Source organism: Bacillus cereus, from assembly GCF_025917685.1.
Classification (GTDB): domain Bacteria; phylum Bacillota; class Bacilli; order Bacillales; family Bacillaceae_G; genus Bacillus_A; species Bacillus_A cereus_AT.
Map to the genome: position 1 here is coordinate 3,259,333 of NZ_CP089518.1, position 20,122 is coordinate 3,279,454.

Genomic DNA, 20,122 nt, shown 5'->3' on the forward strand with positions numbered 1-20,122 from the left:
AAAGGAACCTCCCTACTCTATCGGCCTATCCGTTAATACGGGATAAACAAACAAAAAGAAAGAGCATGTTTTGAGAACCAATCAAAACATGCTCTTGTAAAGTGACAATAACGTTATTTAATTCTTGTTTAACTACGGTGCAAATTAGTGGTACATGCTTATTTCCCACTAAAAATATCTATAAAAACTCATGTTCATTTAAAAGCAGAATGAAAAACAATAATAATGATATTAGCAAAAAGTTTGATGATGTATTTTGTTGTGTATAAAACTTTTATTATTTGTTTTAGGTATACCATGCCATTATAAAATTCATGTAATATCAAAGTAAGACACATACTTTTCAAACAATACAAAAAATAAAGCTCTTCTTCCATGTAGATCAAAAATATTTATATACTCTATCACCAACCTTAAGGAGAAAATTATAATGAGATTAGAGAGTAAAAGAATTTATTTAAGGCCTCTTTGCGAACTAGATGCATCCATTATATTAGAAAGTACGATGGATACAGAGATACGTTATATGACTGGAACTAAGCCCACTTTTTCATTGGAGCAAATTAAGACACATATAGATCATATAAATAATGATTCAAGTCGCTATGATTTCGCTATTTGTTTACAAAGTACTGACGAAATGATTGGAGAGTTGTCGATTTTAGATATCGATGAGGAGAACAAAAGAGCAGGATTCAGAATATCAATGCTGTCCATAGCATTAACAGGACAAGGCTATGGAACTGAAGCTATTAAAATTGTTTTAAGATTTGTTTTTGAACAACTATCATTAAATCGTTTACAGTTAGAAGTATTTAGCCATAATTTACGCGGCATTAGAACTTATGAAAAGGTTGGGTTTGTAAAAGAAGGAACCTTACGTCAATCCTTATTTTATAACGATACGTACTCGGATGAAATTATTATGGCAATACTTAAAAGTGATTATAAAAATATGCTATAAAGAACCGATACTTGTTTCATCCAAGTATCGGTTTTCTCTATACAAAAGTGCTATTCTTCTTTCGTATAAAACAAATATTTCTCCACTTACTTCTTTGTAAAAGACTCCCTCGTTACATCAATAAATTGCTGTAACGGCGCTGTCATCCATTTATCTTTATGCCAAGCGATTTGCGTATAGATCGGAGTGATTGTATTCTTTAAGACTAATTCCTTTATCGTTCCCTCTCGTATATCTTTTTCTACTACTATCGCTGGTAAAACAGCTATACCTAAATCTGCAATGACACATTGTTTAATTGCCTCGACACTAACAAACTCGATTTTATTTGCCGGATATACATCTTCTGCGCGAAATAACTCTTCAAATAAAGTCCGATATGAGCAACCTAGTTCTGTTAGTAAAAGTGTTTCGCTCTCTAAATCTTTTGTAGAAACGAAAGGTTGTTCAAGCAAACGATGCCCCGGAGTAGCTACTACTTTTAATTCTTCTTTCATAAGTGGCTCTACATGCAGAACATCTTCTGTTTTACATTCGTCCAAAATAAATGCAAGATCGACTTTCCCCTCCATCAATTGTTCTTTCGCATCTTTATTGGAATGCGCTGGTTTAAATATAAGTTTTATTTGAGGGAATTGTGCTTTAAACCTTTTTAATATGGAAGGAAGCCTGTATGTACATTGACTTTCTTGCGCACCAATTATTAACGTGCCTGCTATTTCCTCATCATCTTTCACAGCCATTTTTGCTTCATTACTGAGTGCAATCATCTTATCAGCATATAATTGAAACTTCATGCCCGCTTCAGTTAAGAAAAGACGTTTTCCTAATCTTTCAAATAACGGCGTACCTAGCTCAGCCTCTAACGTTTTAATTTGCGCTGTCACGCTCGACTGAGCAAAGTTTAATTTCTTCGCAGTTTGTGTGAAATTCAAACTTTCTGCAGCCACTTTAAATGTAATTAATTGTTTTATCTCCATTTATCATCCCTCTTCTCAATCGATATTATCGATTGATTTCATCGAAATAATCTTCTTTGTCTATTGATAGTTGTATTGTATGATAAAGAACATCTACAAACAATATAAATGGAGGTATTCCATATGAAAGCACTTTGTTTCGAAACATTCGGAAACGCTGATGTACTACAATATAAAGAAATACATGATCCAATCATAAATCCAAATGAAATTCTTGTTCGCACGAAAGCAATCGGTTTAAATTTCGCTGATATTTATAGACGCCGCGGCGATTATCATCTCGCTGGAAATCCGCCTTATATATTAGGTTATGAAGGGGCTGGGATTGTTGAAAAAGTAGGTGCTGAAGTTACTACTATCCATCCTGGAGATCGTATTGCATTTGCTGATGTCCCATTTGCAAACGCAGAACTAGTAGCTGTTCCATCAGAGAAAGCAATTCCACTTCCTGAATCTATTTCTTTTGAAACAGCTGCTTCTGTATTATTACAAGGATTAACTGCACACTATTTAACAAAAGATAGCTATCAAATAAAACAAGGTGATATAGCTTTAGTACACGCTGCGGCTGGCGGTGTTGGTCAACTTCTCGTTCAAATGATTAAACTACAAGGCGGAAAAGTAATTGGTCTAACATCATCAAAAGAAAAAGCACAGGTAGCTACGTTAGCCGGCGCCGATCACGTATTTTTATATACTGAATCCTGGCATACGAAAGTACTTGAAATGACTAATAGTGCTGGCGTAAATGTAGTATATGAATCAGTAGGTTCTACATTAGAGGAAAGCTTTAGCGCTACTAAAATTGGTGGTACTGTCGTATTTTACGGAATGGCTGGTGGTAATCCTGCGCCTGTAGATCCACGTATGCTTATGGATACTTCAAAAACTTTAACTGGCGGAGACCTTTGGAACGTGCTTACTACGTATGAAGAACGTAAAAATCGCTCTACTCAATTATTTGATTGGATCGCTAGTGGAAAATTAAACATCGCAAGTCCTAGGACATTCTCTTTACAAGATGGTGCCCGTGCTCATGAATTATTAGAGAGCAGAAAAAGTACAGGGAAGATTTTATTGATCCCGTAATCGTTCCAATTTAAAAAGGAAAAATAAACATATAAAAGAGCATCGATTACGATGCTCTTTTATTATGGAATTTTATTCGTTTCTTTTTATTTCAGTAATTTCCGGCTCATCATATGAAATAATGTCGATTATATGGTTCAAACAAGGAATTTGATAGTGAATGAACTGCTCTTCAGGAAATATAAATTCAGCAATTGTTCCTGCTTTAACAAAATCTAAATATCTTGATTTCGAGTAAACCTTAAAGATTTCACCCTCTGAAATTTCGTAATCATCCATTACAGTAAACGATTCATTAGTAATGGAGTAAGCAACGTACGTTTCAAAATCCAATTGCAGAATTGATAGATTTTCATCAACATCAATGGAGTATGCTTCTAATTCAACCTCATCTGTGATTTTTACGAGGCTTTTAGTTTCGTTAACTTCACATCTATCAATAAGCACCTTCAGTGAATTATCTTCTGGTTCGAACAATTTGTTTAAATATATATATCCTTTAAATTTCATCAAATCATGAAAATCCATTGCCTTCCCCCCAGCTTAAACATCTAACAAAAACAGCGGCAAATCGCTTTACACTTACGCTACTACTCAGCGAAGGTTTCCTCCACACTTTCTTTCCCTTGTGCAACATAGCTCATATCTCCAACCGACTCGACTGTGTATGTTCCATCTTGATATACAATCTTCGTCACACTAGCATTTTCCACTCCAAGTTTTGTTTTGCTACTGTCTAACATTTCTATTAAGGTTGTAATCAAAAGCCCATGAACGACAACTAAAACGTTACCGCCACCATTTCCAGCAGCTTCTTCACTAATTTTATCAATCTCTGCTTTTATACGAGTAGAAAATAATTCCCAATCTTCCGCCTGTTTCGTAGGGTCTGCTGCTCTAATAAGATTAATCACTTCTTGAATAGAAAACTTCATGAGTTCTTCTGGCGATGCAACGTCCGCAGCTTTTCCAACCACATCCCACATATTTTCAAGCTTTTCACCTTCAAAAATACCAAAATTTAATTCTCGTAAATCTTTCCTTTTCTCAAGTTTCAATTTTGATTGCTCACTATATTTTAATACTAAATTAGCAGTTTCAATCGCTCGGCCGCTATCACTACTATACGCATTCGTAAAATGAATATCTTTTAATCCCATTCCTAAATTTGTGGCAACTTCCACACCTTTTTCTACTAACGGAGAGTCTGCCCAACCTTGCGCGCGATGGTTCGTATTTAATATTGTTTTACCATGTCTTGTAACATATAACGTAACTAAATTCTCATTAGCATCTGTTTCTCGCTTCTTCATCATATTCTCTCCCTTTAACTTTCTATGTTAATCTTACCATCTCAATTATCTATTGAGCAAAATATACGTAAGTGGATTTTCTTAATAAAAAACACTATCTTTCTGTATATCCCTACAAAAAGATAGCGTCTTTTATGATTACATTTTTTAACCGATACTCCTACTCAGCAAAAGCACTCGAATATTGTACAATTCCTTCTACACCTTGAAGAGCGTTCTCTCTTAGCTCCATCGCCATAAACACTTCATCAGGCACTTCAAAAGGCGCTTTTATATTCCACTCACATGCTTTTTTAAATCCAAATTTCGGATAGTACTCTGGATGCCCTAATACCACAACAGATTCATATCCTAGTTCTTTCGCTTTTTCTAAAGCAGCTACGATCAGTTTTCCGCCAATTCCTTTTTTCTGATGGCCCCTAGCAACTGATACTGGTGCAAGTGCTAATGATTCTACAGAAGTTCCATCCTGTTCTATTGTAATTTTTGATAACATAATGTGACCAACTATTTCTTCATCTACCGCAACGATAGATAACTCTGGAACAAACGCGTCACATTCTCTAATACGTTTTACAAGTTCATGTTCTTTTTTATCACTAAATTCTTCATTTAAAAATGCTTGTTTTACAACTTCTTCTGTCTTACTATAATCATTTTTTTGTTCTTGTCTAATCGTTACCATTCTATATTATCCTCTATTCTTTCTTATTTCTTTTTCAATTTTACGAAGCGCTTTTTTCGATCCGCGCTCAATATCGTGTTGCATTTTTCTTTCTTTATAATCAACAAATAGTGTATTTAAATCATATCCTTCTGGGTATAATTCTTTCGCCGCTACCTCTAAAGTAATACGTTTTACATTCACTTCAACGAATTCACCGTTATAATATACAACGACATTATAGAAATTATCTTTTTCCTTATATACAATCCCGAAATCGTTATGATCTAATAATTTCACACGGTCGCCTTTTTTGTATTCATAGTGCACTTCTCTTTTTTCCTGCACGAATTTCGGCTTTTTAATTTTACTTTCATTCACTTTTTCTAGAGCGTACTCTTTATTTCCCATATACTCTTTCGCTCTTTGCAGTACATGTTCTCTCACATTCATTTTATTCGCAATCCAAAGTGCATTACTTTCACCTGATTTACCGATCACTAATTTATAAAGTGGCTCTAGTGTTTCACTATTAAATTGCATTGCTGCGTTCATAAAATCACCATGCATTTCTGAAAAGCGTTTGATTTCACCGTAATGCGTACTCGCAATTGTAATACATCCCGCAAGGTAAAATTCTTCTAAAATAGATATCGCAAGCGCCGCACCTTCATTCGGTTCTGTACCGCTTCCTATTTCGTCAAATAACAGTAACGTATTATTATTTGACATCCTCATGATTTCAGAAAGATTTTTCATATGAGATGAAAATGTACTTAGTGCATTTTCGATACTTTGATTATCACCAATGTCTACAAATACATTTTCAAAAATAGCAATTTCTGTTTCTTTATCTCCAGCGATATGAAGGCCTGACATTGTCGCTAATGTTAACAATCCGATTGTTTTTAGCACAATTGTTTTCCCACCCGCATTTGGTCCTGTAATAATTAAACTTCGGTAGTTTTGACCGATTTCAAAGTTTAATGGTACTACTTTCCCACTTAAAAGCGGATGCTTACAATTCACTAAATGAATGTAGCCATGATCATTTAATTTCGGCTCTATTCCATCGATTGATTTACTAAACTTCGCTTTCGCAAATACCATATCATATTGACTAATCAATTCCATATTAATTTTTATATGATAAATATTTTCTAATACCATTCCTGATAAAGTCGCTAAAATTTGATACTCTTCCATCGCTTCTTCTGCTTTCAAACTTGCGAGCTCCGCATTTAACTTTGTAACCGTATGTGGTTCTATAAATACAGTAGAACCTTTAGCGGAAGCTTCAACAATACTTCCCGCAACTTGATTTTTATAGGTAGATTTGATTGGAATCGTATAGCGATCATCCTTTTTACTAATAAAGAATTCTTGAATATACTTCTTATTTGCACTACTATTTAAAAACTTCGTTAAACGTTCTTTTATTTTCCCATCTACAGAATCAATGTTATTTCGAATTCGTTTTAACTCTTTACTAGCCGCTGCATCAATGCTATTTCCTTTAATTGAAAAGTTAATTTCCTCTTCAATACTTTTAAATTCAGTCATTGAATTTGCATAGGAAGCTAATACTGGCGCAAAAAATTCTTTATCTAGCATAAACTTTTTAATCTTTCGGCACCCACGTAAGAAGTCTGAAACGCTCACTAACTCCGCTGGATCCAAAATCATCCCTTTTTCTAATTTTTGAATTGTACTAGCGATATTGGAAATTCCGAAGAAAGGAACATGCCCTTCTGCATCTACTATAGCTCGTGCTTCTGTCGTTTCATTTAAGCGATTTCTCACTACTTTTATACTCGTACTCGGCTCTAATTTATTTAATAATTCCTTACCTAATCCACTTACACAATATGATTTCACTATTTCCATTAATTCGTTATATTGTAACTTTTCAAAAGTCATCGTATTCATTTTGTTTCTCCTCACTATGATTGATTTATATCATAAATGAAGATACCTACTCATTAGATTCCAATGAGTTCTACATTATTCAATTACTATTTTTATACATTAAAAACATATACAAAAAAGCTGCGGGGATACCGCAGCTTTTACATTTACAAGGCAAGTGTAATAACATATGAGAAAATAAGCCATAAAAAACAGATGGCAATCCCCTTATTACACGCTTTATAAAGTATTGTAGGTATCTTCATAGGTTTCGAAATAAATCCATGACAAAATTAGGGGTATGATGTACATAAAAATCCCCTGGTCTCATCCGATTTATTTCATTAAATTTTTCCTATTTAGTACCTACCGCACTCACAAAAAGCACCTCTCATTAATTTATATTATAGTCATTGAAATCTAATTTACTGAAATCATCATACTATATGTTTTGTAATAAGTAAAGGTGCCAGACTATTGCCTTTCACACCTGAGGAATGTCACTTTTTTCACTTCGTAGACTGTAAAACCTTCATATAATCAGCCTTTTTCTCAAGGGTCTTTTTCGCATCTTCAGCCGTTAATATATAATCTACTGCAATATTTTTTAATACATCCTTATTAACGTCTGGCAGCTTAATCGTTATATCTTCCACACTACTCTTACTATTTTCAATCGTTTTATTAAATTCCTTAATAATTCTTGCAGCCTCCGCTAATGTTTCCATATGTACAGGATTGTTTACATCTAAAACAGTATTACTTCTAAAAACTGCCGTATAATACTGCTTCAAATTTTTCTTCGCTATTTCTTTCTCGGCATTCTTATCGAAAACAGTATCCCCCACCTGTATTTGAGCGAAAATAAGGATAGTATTATTCTCTTTTTTTTCATAATATGTATTGAATCTTTCTTGTAAATCATTCGCTTCTTTTTTTATTTTATAGTTATCATTATTTACTTTTGGAGAGATTTGTCCCTCGAAAGAAAGTTGAAATTGCAAATACGGTTCATCGACTTGCTGTACAGAAACTATCCGCCACTTTGGACCAAGGAAATCTTTTCCGCTATCCAGTGTTTCAACTTGGTTTAGTTTAACAGAAATACCATACTCCGATTTTGTATAACTTTGTGCTTTTTGTTCAAGTTCTTCATCCGTTATATCGCATGATGTTAATAGTAATAAAATAAATACTATGCTACATTTCATTTTTGTTTTTTTCATATTTCCTCTCCTTTTTCTACTACTTCCTATACAGAAATACCCTTAAAAATTTAAAATTACGATTTATATAAAGAACTTCCTCTAATAACCGCTACATCAAATTGTCTCCGCTAACATTAATAATAAAAACTCATCATCTTGCTTTAGAAAGCCCTAATAACCAAAAGTGTAAAAACACCCATTCATTGTCACTTTACACTTATAGTGTAATTTTACACTATAATCATTTTATCGTAAAGCAAATATAACATCTATTAAAATCACGTTAAAAACATACTAATATTTAGTTCTATAGCAATCACAGTACGATTTTTATTATTACGAAAAACAATATATAAATCTTTTATATTCAACGCTCGGTCGTACATTATAATTTTTGAAGCCTCCCCATTTCAGGCAAGGCTTCTTAATTTCCAGCAGGGATTTATTGTATTTCATAGTTATATAGGAATATGACTCATATTTAGAAAGGAAATGATTATGACTGAACTTAAAGATTGACTACAAGTAGATGATAAAGAGAAATGGGATTTAACGGATATTCACCATATAATTGAAGATTAAGAAAGCGATTTTCATAAAATTGAAGTATTAACGAAAGAATTACACGAGTTGGTGGTGGTTCTGGGGTAAGAGTTACATCCGCCAGAACTGATCTATTACCTTTAAACCAAGGAGATGTTCTTCGAGTACGAGTACGAATAAGAGAAGCCACGGGTGACATTATTTATTCCAACGCATCTCTTGTTATTTCAAAAGTCGACTAGTTCATTTATTAAAATAAAGATTTAGGTATGATAACAATATAAAAAGAAGAGGAAGACTTATATTTCAGTCTACCTCTTCTTTCCATCACCAATTCACTGCTGAACATATATGGAAACTGATCCTCCACTTACATAGAACTGCCCCCATCCGTCCTTATTAATTGTTACTGTATTTGTTTGATTACCCGTCATATCGTACCATACTTCCCCTGCGTTATTCTTTCCAACTTCCATCCACTTTGATCCTCCTGGTCCATCTGAGATTAATGTCGCTAGACCGGAATTAGCATGTACACCATCACCTTCTCTTGTCCATCCAATTACATCTGGATGATCCAAATAATCACGCTGCGTACCATATGCAAAGTTTTTTCGTGCCGTCAAAATCGGATCAATTTTATCTTTTAACGCTGGAATTTCATAACTACTATTTCCGCTTGTCCCATAGTAATCACCATAGAAAACTGAAGGATAGCCCTCTGCACGTGTTAAAATAAATGCATATGCCAACGGTTTAAACCACGGACTTACTACAGATTCCAATGACTGCCCAGGCTGAGAATCATGATTCTCAACGAGAGTAACTGCGAGTGCAGGGTGATTTTGCATTACTGTTCCATTTAAAATATTTCTCATATCATAATTCCCATTTCCTGTTGAAGCATAATGAAAATTGTAATGAAGCGGTGCATCAAACACAGATTGATTATAATTAACTTTCGCTAAATAATTGTTTAAAGCCTGAATATCATTTTGCCAATATTCTGCTACTGTAAACATTTCTTTCCCCGTTTGCTGTCTGGCATAATTTACCCAATCGCGTAAATATTCATGATCAATATGTTTAACAGCATCCAAACGAAATCCATCTAAATTTAATTCATTCGCATACCACGTTCCCCAATTTTTCATCTCATTCGCAACATCTGGATGATCAAAATCAAGATCTGCATACATCAAATAATCATAATTTCCATTTTCGCTAGACACTTCCCAGTCCCATGCTTTACCTATACCCCTAAATTTATAAATTCGATTTAATTTCCTTCCTTCATCCCAATCCGTTCCGTCAAAATGATACCATTTCCATTTGAAATTAGAATAAGCATCTCTGCGCCCTGGAAAGTTAAAACCCGTCCATGCACTAATTTCATAATCACCTGATACTTCAATATTTCGATTGTTACGGTCTACCTCAACAGCTGTTACGGTTTCAGTATAATCAGCCCCACCTTTATGATTCATAACTACATCACCGTATACGTCGATGTTTTGCTTATGTAAAGCGTCAATTGCAGATTTCAACTGTGCTTTTGTCCCATATTTCGTCCGCACCGTTCCTTTTTGATTAAACTCTCCCAAATCATATAAATCATAGGCCCCATATCCTACATCATTTTGCGAAGTCCCTTTATATGCAGGTGGTATCCATACAGATGTGATTCCTTTATGGGCTAAACTTTCAGCATCAGAACGCAAACGATTCCAATGATTCCCATCATTCGGAGCGTACCACTCAAAATACTGCATTAATGTTCCATTGTTTATCGTTGCTGCTTCTGCCTTGTTTCCCTCATATATATTAGGAAAAAGCAAAATAAAAAATAAACAGACTACCGTAATCCTTTTTAACATATTTACACCATCCCCTTCAAGAAAACGTTTGCATAATTCGTCAAAATTATTATAATATTCGTTCTACAGTTAGTAAAGTAACAATCTTTTAATCTCTCACATTATTTTTCAAAATATGAATTCAACTATTCCACAAGTACCCCACATAGTTTAAAATTCACATCGCATTCAAAATTGTATACAATTTATCTATAAAAGTATGGCGGGGGGATTTCTATGACAGACTTTCAAAAACAATTTTTCGCACGTTTACATATAGAAGAAAAAGAAACCGTATCATTTGAAGATTTATCTCAAATTATGTATAGAATGGCGCAAACTGTTCCATTTGAAAACTTAAATATTCTCGAAAATAACTTTAAAGAAATATCAAAAGAGAATTTAAAAGAAAAAATTTTAGTAAACAACCGTGGCGGTCTTTGTTATGAACTAAATCCTACTATGTATTACTTTCTTAAAGACTTTGGATTGGATGTTTATTTAGTTTCAGGGACAGTTTATAATGCTGCAAACTCTATATGGGCTGTCGATTCCGGACATATCGCAACTGTTTTAAAACTTCATCATGCACTTTATTTAATTGAAGTGGGATTCGGATCATACTTACCTCTTGCACCTGTTCCTTTCTCAGGTGAAGTCGTTCACTCAGTAACAGGAGATTATCGTATTCGCAAAGAAACAACTGAAAAAGGAAATTACATTTTAGAAATGCGTAAAAACAATGAGTTTCTGGATCAATCTTCTGCTGATGATTGGACGTTAGGCTATGCATTTTATATAGAAAAAGTGGATGAAACGAAAGCGAATGCAGCACAAAAAATCATCGTTGAACATAAGGGCTCACCATTTAACAAAGTACCTCTTATTGTAAAACTTACACATGACGGACACGCTTCTTTAACAAAAGATAGTCTTACAATAACAAAAGACGGTAAAAAATCTAAAGAAGAAGTTACAGACGAGCAATATACAAATCTTTTACATTCAAAGTTCGGAATTACACTATAACTGTTTAAGCCTCGCTATTTACAGCAAGGCTTTTCAATTTCCAGCAGGGATTTTTTGCAATTTGTTGTATTTCATAGTTATATAGGAATATAACTACATATTTAGAAAGGAAATGATTATGACTGAACTTAAAGATCGACTACAAGTAGCTGATAAAGAAAAATGGGATTTAACGGATATTTACCATACAATTGACGATTGGGAAAGCGATTTTCATAAAATTGAAGTATTAACGAATGAACTACACGAGTTTAATGGAAATATTCACGATGGCAATAGTTTATTAGCTTATTTAACAAAGAGTGAAGAAATTTCTAGCATAATATCTTTAATGTTCGCTTATGCACGATTACAATCTGATCTTGATACACGCGATACTGACGCTCAATCCCTTGTCGATAAAATATCACAATTACACGTGAAAGTAAGTGCGGCTAAATCTTTCTTTTCCCCATTCTTACTTAGCGTAGATGAAAACACATTACATGCTTACATAGAAGAAGCAGAAGGCTTACAATATTATAAAGAAGACTTATTTGAACTATACCGTTATAAAAAACACGTATTGAATAAGGACCAAGAAGAGATTTTATCACAAATGGGTGAAGCACTTTCCTCCCCGCAGCATACATTTGGCATGTTAAATAATGCAGATATACTATTTGGCGACGTGACTACTGATGATGGAGAGAAAGTAAATTTAACGCGTGGAATGTATGCAAAGTTAATAGAAGATGAGAATCGCGAGAAACGTAAAGAAGCCTATAAAGCTTATTACAAACCATATGTTCAGTTAAAAAACTCTATCGCTTCTACTTTATCCGCAGCTATTAAAAATAATGTTACTGTTTCAAAGCTAAGAAAATATCCATCAGCTTTAGAAAAATCATTATTTGGCGATATGGTTCCGAAAGAAGTATATGAAAATTTAATTGATACGACGAAAAAAAACATTCAATCATTACATACATATAATGAACTTAGAAAAGAAAAATTAAATGTAGATGAACTAAGACAATACGACTTGAGTGTTGATTTAGTAAAAGGTGTAAAGCAAGACATTCCATACGACGAAGCGTTTGACATAATGATCGCGTCACTAGCTCCTTTAGGTGAAGAATATATAGAAACATTAAAAAGCTTTAAAGATAAACGCTATATAGACGTGAGAGAAACACCTGGAAAACGCTCTGGCGCTTATAACTTTGGTGTATACGGTGTTCATCCTTTCATTCTTTTAAATCATCACGATGATTTAAATAGCCTTTTCACTCTAACTCATGAATGTGGCCACGGTATGCATACGCATTACTCACACGGATACCAACCAAGAATTTCTGCACACTATACTATCTTTGTTGCAGAAGTCGCGTCTACAGTAAATGAAGTGTTATTAATTCACTATTTATTAAAAGAAGCAAAAGAAACGAACGTGCGTAATCATTTAATTAACCATTTTATCGAGAGCTTTAAAGGTACTTTCTTTACACAAATCATGTTTGCTGAGTTTGAAAAAATCACACATGAAATGGCCGAGCAAGGTAAACCATTAAACGCCCAAGTCTTTAGTGAAATTTATGAAAAGTTATTTAGAGAATATAACGGTGATTCACTTGTATTTGATGAAGAAGTAAAATACGGCTGGTCTAGAATTCCTCACTTCTATCGTCCATTTTACGTGTACAAATACGCAACTGGATTTGCCTCTGCCATTCAAATTGCCGATAAATTATTAAGCGGCGATTCAAATGCTCAGAAAAACTATATCGAATTCCTTAAAGGTGGAAGCTCTGATTATCCATTAAACCTACTTAAAAAAGCTGGTGTTGATTTAACTACGCCAGAACCGATTGAAAGTGCACTAAATCGTTTTAGCTCACTTGTTGAAGAGTTTTCAGCATTATAAAAAGCATGCAGAGTATATGCTCTGCATGCTTTTTTCATTTGAATCACTTTACTCTAAATGCTGCTGCGTCACACAATGAATCATACCACCATACGCATACAGTGCATTTACATGAATACCAACGATTCTTCTTCCTGGAAACTGCCCTTCAATGATTTGCAGTCCTAACTTATCATGTTCATCACCGTATATAGGAACCAATACAACTTCATTGCCAATATAGAAATTCAAATACGAACCTTTACAGTCTGCCTCTTTTACCACTTTTCTTGTTACTGGTACTGGGATGAGTTGAAATGGACTTCCATCTATATTTCTTGCCTGTCGCAATTCTTGATAATGCTTTTCGTACGCTTCCAAAAGGTATGATTCACCTTCCCCGAAAGGATCATATTCATAAAGAATCGTATTTTCATTTACAAAACGTGCTGCACCATCAATATGATAATCTGTATCTTCATCATAATTATCTTCACCGCGAATACCGGTTATCCATATAAAATTCGTTACTCCTAAATATTTAGTCAACTCCATTTCAATCTCTTTCTGACTTCGTGTAGGATTTCGATTCTCATTTATAATAGAAGTTTTCGCTGCCATTAAGGTCCCGTTTCCGTTTACCTCAATTCCCCCGCCCTCTATACAGACACTAGATTTAACTTTTGGAATGCTATACATTTCACTTATTTCGGCCGGAATAACAGCATCATTTTCATACGGATATTTATCCCCCCAACCATTAAAGACCCAGTGGGTTAAGCAGAGATTTTCTTCCTTATCTTTTACAAATATCGGTCCATTATCTCTTATCCATATATCATCAGTTTTTTGAACTAAAAAATCAATGTTATCCATATTGACTTTCGCTTCAATTAGCTTCGATTGGACATGTGTTTTTTCTTCTTCATCATATACAACAATATGCACATTCTCTCCGTAATGAAGCTCCTTCGCCATCGTTATCCAAATATCATCTAACTTAGCTCTGTAACCTTCACCTCTATGCGTTTTATCATGAGGCCATTGGAGCCATGTCCCCTCATGTTTCTCCCATTCTGCAGGCATATAAAACAAACTATTTTCTATATTTCTCATACTTGTTCACCCCTTCTCTGAATGTAAGTACAGTCTATACTTTGACATCGTGTTAAGGTCAACAGAAATATATTCATTTACTTGTAGTAATTTTATAAAGCGATTCTTTATTTCTCCTTGTGATACACTACTTCTCCTTGTAAAACCGTCACTAATACTTTCGCATTTGGAATCTTATCGGCACTCATTTTAGTAATATCTTCATTTAGTAATATCATATCAGCTGATTTTCCAACTTCTATCGAGCCAGTTATATTATCAAGCCCTAATGCTTTCGCTGGCTTAATTGTATAAGCATCAATAGCTGCGTATACATCAGACAAACCCTTGTCATCAATGCTTAATGCATTCGAAATCGTCACTAGTGGATTGAGTTCATTTACATCCCAATCACTACTAAGTGATACGTTTGCTCCTGTTTTCCAAATCCGCCCTAACGGCATAATTCGTTTCATTTGCTGATTTGAAAAATACGTACTTGCCCAGCTTTGTTTTGGATCTTCTGCAAAATCATGACCTACTTGAAAATCAGCGCTAATACCTAATTTAGCAAAACGATCTATATCACTATCTTCTACCATTTCCACATGCGTAAGTGTATACGGCTGCTTTGCGCCTTCTTTTTTCGCTGCTTCAATCGCATTTAAACTCTCTCTTACCCCACCATCGCCAATTGTGTGAATGAGTGCACCGTAACCAATTTTATTAAGCTCCGTTAACCACCATTTCATTTTTTCTTCCGGAATATAGTTCAAGCCATACGGCGTTCCTTTAAACCACTCAAATTTATATTTTTCTAGTATTTTAGCTGTACTGTTAATGCTAATTCCATCACTATACATCTTCACTTGATTAATAAGCATTCGAGATGATACATCATCACGATTAATTTTTTTGAAATACTCCATTTGTTCTGCTTCATTTAAGTTCGGATATACCCACGGACGAAGTACTACTCGCGTTGTTAGCTTTTTCTCATCATATACTTTATTCCAAACATCTAACCAGCCTCGTTTCCAATAGAGACGTCCATCGCCTACTGTAGTAATACCATTCTTGGCAACCTCATCTAAACCGTCTAACAAGCCTTCGTAATTTTTTTCAAAGAGATTGGGCTGGGAATTCCATGCTTTTTCCATCACGATATCCCCTGCTGCATCATAAAGAATACCAAATGGTTCTCCTGATTCAGGATCTCGAATAATTCTTCCGCCTTGCGGATCTTTCGTATCTTTATTTATTCCAGCTAACTCGAGTGCCTTTGAATTAACCCATACAGAATGAGAGGTTCTTTCCATAATTAACACTGGATTATTAGGAAATAACTCATCAAGAACTTGTAATGGAGTTTGTTGTTCTGATTTTTCGTCCATATCTTTTAACAGCTCTTCTAAACTAAATCCAGTTCCGCTTATCCAGTCCCCATCTTTAACATCTTTTTTACAAACCTTTAAATACGAGCGTTGTTCTTGCAGAGAAGCATCTGGTGAGACACTACAATTCCCTGCTGCTGGTGATTTCGCTTCAAATATATGATTATGATTGTCCACAAAACCAGGGAGGATAAAACGTCCTTGTAAATCCACCACTTTCGTATCTTCACTTATAAATCCCTCTACATCCTTGTTTGAACCAACAAATGTAATTTTCCCTTCTTTAACGGCTACAGCCTCTACGATGTCTTGTTTTTCATTAGAAGTATAGATTGTACCATTTTTAAACACTACATTTTTGGGCAACTGATTAGGTAGAACTGAGCTACCATTCTCGCCTTCTCCTACTTCAGGAGTACATGCTGAAACCCATATCATACTAAGAATCAGACAAATAATCATGATTTTTCTTTTCATATTCTTTCCCCTTTTTATTATGATAAATTGCTTACATATATAGAATAAGGATTGACATAATGTTAATGTCAATCCTTATCCTCATTCTATTTTCATAACTAAAAAACAAATTTGTGTAACATACTCCTCTACTAAACAATCACATTCAGGTCCCTTTATATAAACTTCATATGGGTGACTATCTATTATATAGCCATTACTTTCCACCCACTCTTCTAATGCCATATAAGCATAACCTATATAGTCATAGCTGCCATAATGCATAGTAGTAACAATTTGATGCTGATTTAGCTTTTTTATTTCACACTCTTGTAATACACCTTTATTGTCATCATCCATAACCGGAATTCTTAATTCAATATCACTGTGATTTGGAATATACTCTTTATCATAAAAAACTACGGATGGAGAACCGACTATTTGAAAGCTATTTTTTTGTATATTTTCATATAAATCATAAAAATAATCATCCATATCATCTATATCTATTTGTAATCTTTGAGCAATTACCGTTATTTCATTTCTCATTCCAATTAATATATCGTAACTTCTATGGCGAGCAATATTTAGACCGTTATTCATATTTACCATTTCATTCATTTCAGAAATAACCTGTAAATTTTGTTTCACCTCATGAGACAATTCTATAATTTGCGCTTGCATATGTTTAATAAATGAATTTTGATCTGATGACTGGAGAATTACTTTAATTTTCGGCAAAGGAAACTTGTACTCCCTTAGCTTTTTAATTTTCAATGCTATTTCTAGCTGCCCTTGCTCATAATATCTATATCCATTTACCGGATTCACATATGCTGGTTTTAATATCTCCTCTTTGTCATAATGCCTTAGCATCCGCGTGCTCATTTTACAAATCCGCGAAAATTCAGTAATTGTATACATATAAATACCCCTTGAATACATTGTCTTATACGCTTATTTATTAAAACCAATCAAAAATTTTTCTAATTGAAGAACCTTCATTCTGATTGCTCAATCTTTTCATTTTTGAAGGTAACAAATGACTCGGACAATACCACGTTAAACAATTCATTGCGCCTCCCATAGTCGATATTTCTCCTACATGAATTTGAATAACTTGTTTTTCCGTATGCTGTTGAATATATCGTAAAACTTCCCCGTCTTTAGCTAATCCAAACTTAGGAACGTAAAGCGTATCACATGTTTCTAACATATTTATATACAAACCTTTTGCCGATGCTATTTCTTGATCATATTGCCCTTTCTCTGTATATGACGAAGGAACGACTATAAATTTAGCTTCTGGCATTTGCTCTTGAATAATCTCTTGAACATGATATCTAAATTCATGATCCCCTAAAAAATCACTAATAAACATTGTGTGTTCATCAATAAATTTAACCATTCCGTCTGCGTGCGCAAGTACATCTCCTTCTTCAGCAGGAATAATAATAACCCGGCTCACATCTAAATCCCACTCTAATTGCTCAATTATTTCCTCTTCTGTCCAATCATCGTTATCATCAAATATGCGCTCTGTTAATATAACAGTATCTTTTTTATTCCAAATAAGATTACCACCATCCAATATTAATGGTGATTTCACATAATCAAAGTCATTTTTCTTCAACCATTTATTAAATTGTTGATCTAAATATCGTCCTTGATCATCTGGTAAATAATTTGGTCGATATTTAAATTTAACAAGATGATTCGTTACAACTGGTGCAACATCTCTTAGCCAAATATCATCATACTCGAAAAAGTTTGTATGAAAGTCTTGCTCTTCAACAGATAAAGATATAAGTTGATCGGTAAATGATTTTTTTTCATTTAAGTATTCATTAAAATAAATAATGTCTTCATAAAATGGTTGATAATATTCATTCGATTCGTCTGGTATTGCAGTAAAAATAATTCCATTATGTTGTTGTTCCATACTATTTACCCCGCTTTTTAATAATGATTGAATAACTGATTTCAATAAGCCACCTATTTCTCTTTTCATTACAATTTTTGAAACGTGCACTTTTCATGAATGGATTATAGCACGGAGAAATTTTATATATTTATATAAAAAATATAAAGCTGTCGTTAAGCCGTAAATTGACTCTTGACAAGATTTTAAAATGAAGTATTTCATGACAATATAAAAAATGTAATCATCGTACACAATTAACGATTAGATGATTTTTTTATCAAGATTCATATCCATTACTTCGAACAGACCGTTTTGATTATATAAGTTTAATAAATGTGTTTCTACCCCTATACAAATCCCTTCTAGTGGAAGGTCGTTTGGGTCCTGACCAAATGGATCTTCAATTTCAACCCCTATTGCTTCAATCCCTATAAATGCAAAACTTATAAACGCAGTTGCAAGTACTGTAACCCACCCAAGGCTATCAACAAGACCAATCGATAAAGTCCCGCAAAATATGAGCAGTAAAATTTTAATATGAGCAAAATATGCAAAAGGAATAGGCGTTGTTTTGATACGATCACATCCACCCACAGCCGTAAGCAGATTATTCAGATCAGCTTCCATATTAATTATTGCATTGGGATGAATTTGACCCGTTTTCAAACCTTTTGATAGTATAGTTTTTAACATAAAAACTATACTAATCGGTAAATGAATAGACCCAGTCAATATTTCTTTTTCCTTCTCAGAACAAATATCAAGCAATGCTTTTATTTCAGATAAATCTTTTTCGTCTCTCAAATGTCCTTTCGCTATCTTTGGAAAAGCAATTAATAAATGGAAAAATTTTAGCTTTTCCTGATCCGTCTTTTTCCCTTCAGACTCCCAATGACATAAAAAACTAACTGCTAAATTTCTAGTACAGGCACCAATCGCGCCAAATAACTTTCTACCTTCCCAGTACCTATCATAGGCAGTGTTAGTACGAAAAACTAACAGTAAACCTAAAGCTCCTCCAACAATTACCCAAGGTGTTTGATTAATTTTTATTTCTACATAATAATAATTAATTACAGTTACTATCGTTGAAATACATATATATAATAAAATTTGCGGGAAAATATCTCTTATAACTGTTCCCTTTAATGTAAATATTTGATGTAAACTATTTTGATTATTGTAATGAACCATATTTACAAAAACCTCTTTCTTTATTAACTTGTTATTCTTTAAATTATGAAAGTATACAATTAAATAGTAGAATCATAAACCCTATTATTATGAAACTGGTTAAGATTATTTCTTTCAATACCGTTACTCCTTTTTACCAAAAGATAAAACATCTTTTTTGATTTAAACAACAAATGTTCACTCTTCTAAATCACGACGCATTATTTTAGAATTTGCAATGAATAAAGCACTAATTAATACAAGAATCGCGCAAGCATATAACAATGAATCAATTGGACTATCGTGATCTATAATAATTAAACGAACGATAGCAGTTATACCTATATATATAAAATAACGTAATGGAAAATGAAAATTCATTTGAAAGTACTTTATAATCATTACGATGAATTCAAAATATAAAAAGAATACGACGATACTATCAATCAAATGATAACTAGATTCCTCACTATTTAATTTAAGTTCTTGTATAAATTGAATAACTTCTTTCATCAGAAACACACTTAGAACAATCCCTAAGCAAATCAAAGCAACATTTAAAATGTACTGTAGAATGATAGGGAACAACGAAAAAACTTTTTTAAAATTCTTTAACACAAACATTTTTCTCCTTTTCCATA

Annotated in this window: 17 protein-coding genes and 1 pseudogene; 5 read left to right on the top strand and 13 right to left on the bottom strand. The window is 33.6% G+C overall.

The window, feature by feature from the left end; all coding sequences use genetic code 11:
- Positions 1–430 precede the first annotated feature (430 nt).
- The gene (locus tag LUS72_RS16945) at positions 431–964 is read left to right on the top strand and encodes a GNAT family N-acetyltransferase (protein WP_097832562.1); all 534 of its coding nucleotides are present in this window, start codon (positions 431–433) and stop codon (positions 962–964) included.
- 86 nt (positions 965–1,050) lie between these two features.
- Here the strand turns inward: LUS72_RS16945 and LUS72_RS16950 are convergent, their stop codons facing one another.
- Complete coding sequence (locus LUS72_RS16950) at positions 1,051–1,944, bottom strand: LysR family transcriptional regulator (RefSeq protein WP_264447437.1); 894 nt, start codon at positions 1,942–1,944, stop codon at positions 1,051–1,053.
- Between the two features lie 123 nt (positions 1,945–2,067).
- On the opposite strand from LUS72_RS16950, the gene LUS72_RS16955 reads away from it, so the two are divergent.
- Positions 2,068–3,033 (top strand): quinone oxidoreductase family protein, encoded by a 966-nt coding sequence (locus LUS72_RS16955; protein WP_098361788.1) that lies wholly within the window; start codon positions 2,068–2,070, stop codon positions 3,031–3,033.
- Positions 3,034–3,105: 72 nt separating this feature from the next.
- On the opposite strand, the gene LUS72_RS16960 is transcribed toward LUS72_RS16955, so the two are convergent.
- From LUS72_RS16960 to LUS72_RS16980, 5 genes are all read right to left on the bottom strand, one after another.
- Entirely contained in the window at positions 3,106–3,561 is a 456-nt protein-coding gene (locus LUS72_RS16960) for a hypothetical protein (protein ID WP_097832559.1), read from the bottom strand.
- Positions 3,562–3,623: 62 nt separating this feature from the next.
- On the bottom strand, positions 3,624–4,346 hold the full coding sequence (locus tag LUS72_RS16965; RefSeq protein ID WP_097832558.1) for a histidine phosphatase family protein: 723 nt from the start codon (positions 4,344–4,346) through the stop codon (positions 3,624–3,626).
- A 160-nt stretch (positions 4,347–4,506) separates the two neighbouring features.
- Positions 4,507–5,031, bottom strand: a complete 525-nt coding sequence (locus tag LUS72_RS16970) for a GNAT family N-acetyltransferase (protein WP_097832557.1) — start codon at positions 5,029–5,031, stop codon at positions 4,507–4,509.
- Positions 5,032–5,037: 6 nt separating this feature from the next.
- The gene (locus LUS72_RS16975) at positions 5,038–6,939 is read right to left on the bottom strand and encodes an endonuclease MutS2 (RefSeq protein ID WP_097832556.1); all 1,902 of its coding nucleotides are present in this window, start codon (positions 6,937–6,939) and stop codon (positions 5,038–5,040) included.
- Between the two features lie 488 nt (positions 6,940–7,427).
- A complete protein-coding gene (locus tag LUS72_RS16980) occupies positions 7,428–8,144 on the bottom strand; it encodes a hypothetical protein (RefSeq protein WP_097832555.1) in 717 nt (238 codons plus the stop codon).
- A 605-nt stretch (positions 8,145–8,749) separates the two neighbouring features.
- On the opposite strand from LUS72_RS16980, the pseudogene LUS72_RS27210 reads away from it, so the two are divergent.
- Positions 8,750–8,911 (top strand): annotated as a pseudogene (locus tag LUS72_RS27210) (exosporium leader peptide); the annotation flags it as partial.
- Positions 8,912–9,004: 93 nt separating this feature from the next.
- Here the strand turns inward: LUS72_RS27210 and amyS are convergent.
- Positions 9,005–10,546, bottom strand: coding sequence for an alpha-amylase (gene amyS / locus LUS72_RS16985; RefSeq protein WP_097832554.1), 1,542 nt, complete (start codon positions 10,544–10,546; stop codon positions 9,005–9,007).
- 216 nt (positions 10,547–10,762) lie between these two features.
- On the opposite strand from amyS, the gene LUS72_RS16990 reads away from it, so the two are divergent.
- Positions 10,763–11,554, top strand: a complete 792-nt coding sequence (locus tag LUS72_RS16990; protein WP_097832553.1) for an arylamine N-acetyltransferase family protein — start codon at positions 10,763–10,765, stop codon at positions 11,552–11,554.
- A 118-nt stretch (positions 11,555–11,672) separates the two neighbouring features.
- The gene (gene pepF / locus LUS72_RS16995; RefSeq protein ID WP_097832552.1) at positions 11,673–13,460 is read left to right on the top strand and encodes an oligoendopeptidase F; all 1,788 of its coding nucleotides are present in this window, start codon (positions 11,673–11,675) and stop codon (positions 13,458–13,460) included.
- A gap of 48 nt (positions 13,461–13,508) precedes the next feature.
- Here pepF and LUS72_RS17000 read toward each other — a convergent pair whose 3' ends face one another.
- The 6 genes from LUS72_RS17000 to psiE form a co-directional block, all read right to left on the bottom strand.
- Positions 13,509–14,555, bottom strand: a complete 1,047-nt coding sequence (locus LUS72_RS17000; protein WP_097832551.1) for an agmatine deiminase family protein — start codon at positions 14,553–14,555, stop codon at positions 13,509–13,511.
- A 107-nt stretch (positions 14,556–14,662) separates the two neighbouring features.
- Entirely contained in the window at positions 14,663–16,405 is a 1,743-nt protein-coding gene (locus tag LUS72_RS17005; RefSeq protein WP_097832550.1) for an amidohydrolase, read from the bottom strand.
- Positions 16,406–16,486: 81 nt separating this feature from the next.
- The gene (locus LUS72_RS17010) at positions 16,487–17,308 is read right to left on the bottom strand and encodes a MerR family transcriptional regulator (RefSeq protein ID WP_264447448.1); all 822 of its coding nucleotides are present in this window, start codon (positions 17,306–17,308) and stop codon (positions 16,487–16,489) included.
- A 40-nt stretch (positions 17,309–17,348) separates the two neighbouring features.
- Positions 17,349–18,326, bottom strand: coding sequence for an agmatine deiminase family protein (locus tag LUS72_RS17015; RefSeq protein ID WP_097832638.1), 978 nt, complete (start codon positions 18,324–18,326; stop codon positions 17,349–17,351).
- A 243-nt stretch (positions 18,327–18,569) separates the two neighbouring features.
- Positions 18,570–19,502 (bottom strand): bestrophin family protein, encoded by a 933-nt coding sequence (locus LUS72_RS17020; protein WP_264447450.1) that lies wholly within the window; start codon positions 19,500–19,502, stop codon positions 18,570–18,572.
- A gap of 177 nt (positions 19,503–19,679) precedes the next feature.
- Positions 19,680–20,099, bottom strand: coding sequence for a phosphate-starvation-inducible protein PsiE (gene psiE, locus LUS72_RS17025; protein WP_070144297.1), 420 nt, complete (start codon positions 20,097–20,099; stop codon positions 19,680–19,682).
- Positions 20,100–20,122: the final 23 nt, after the last annotated feature.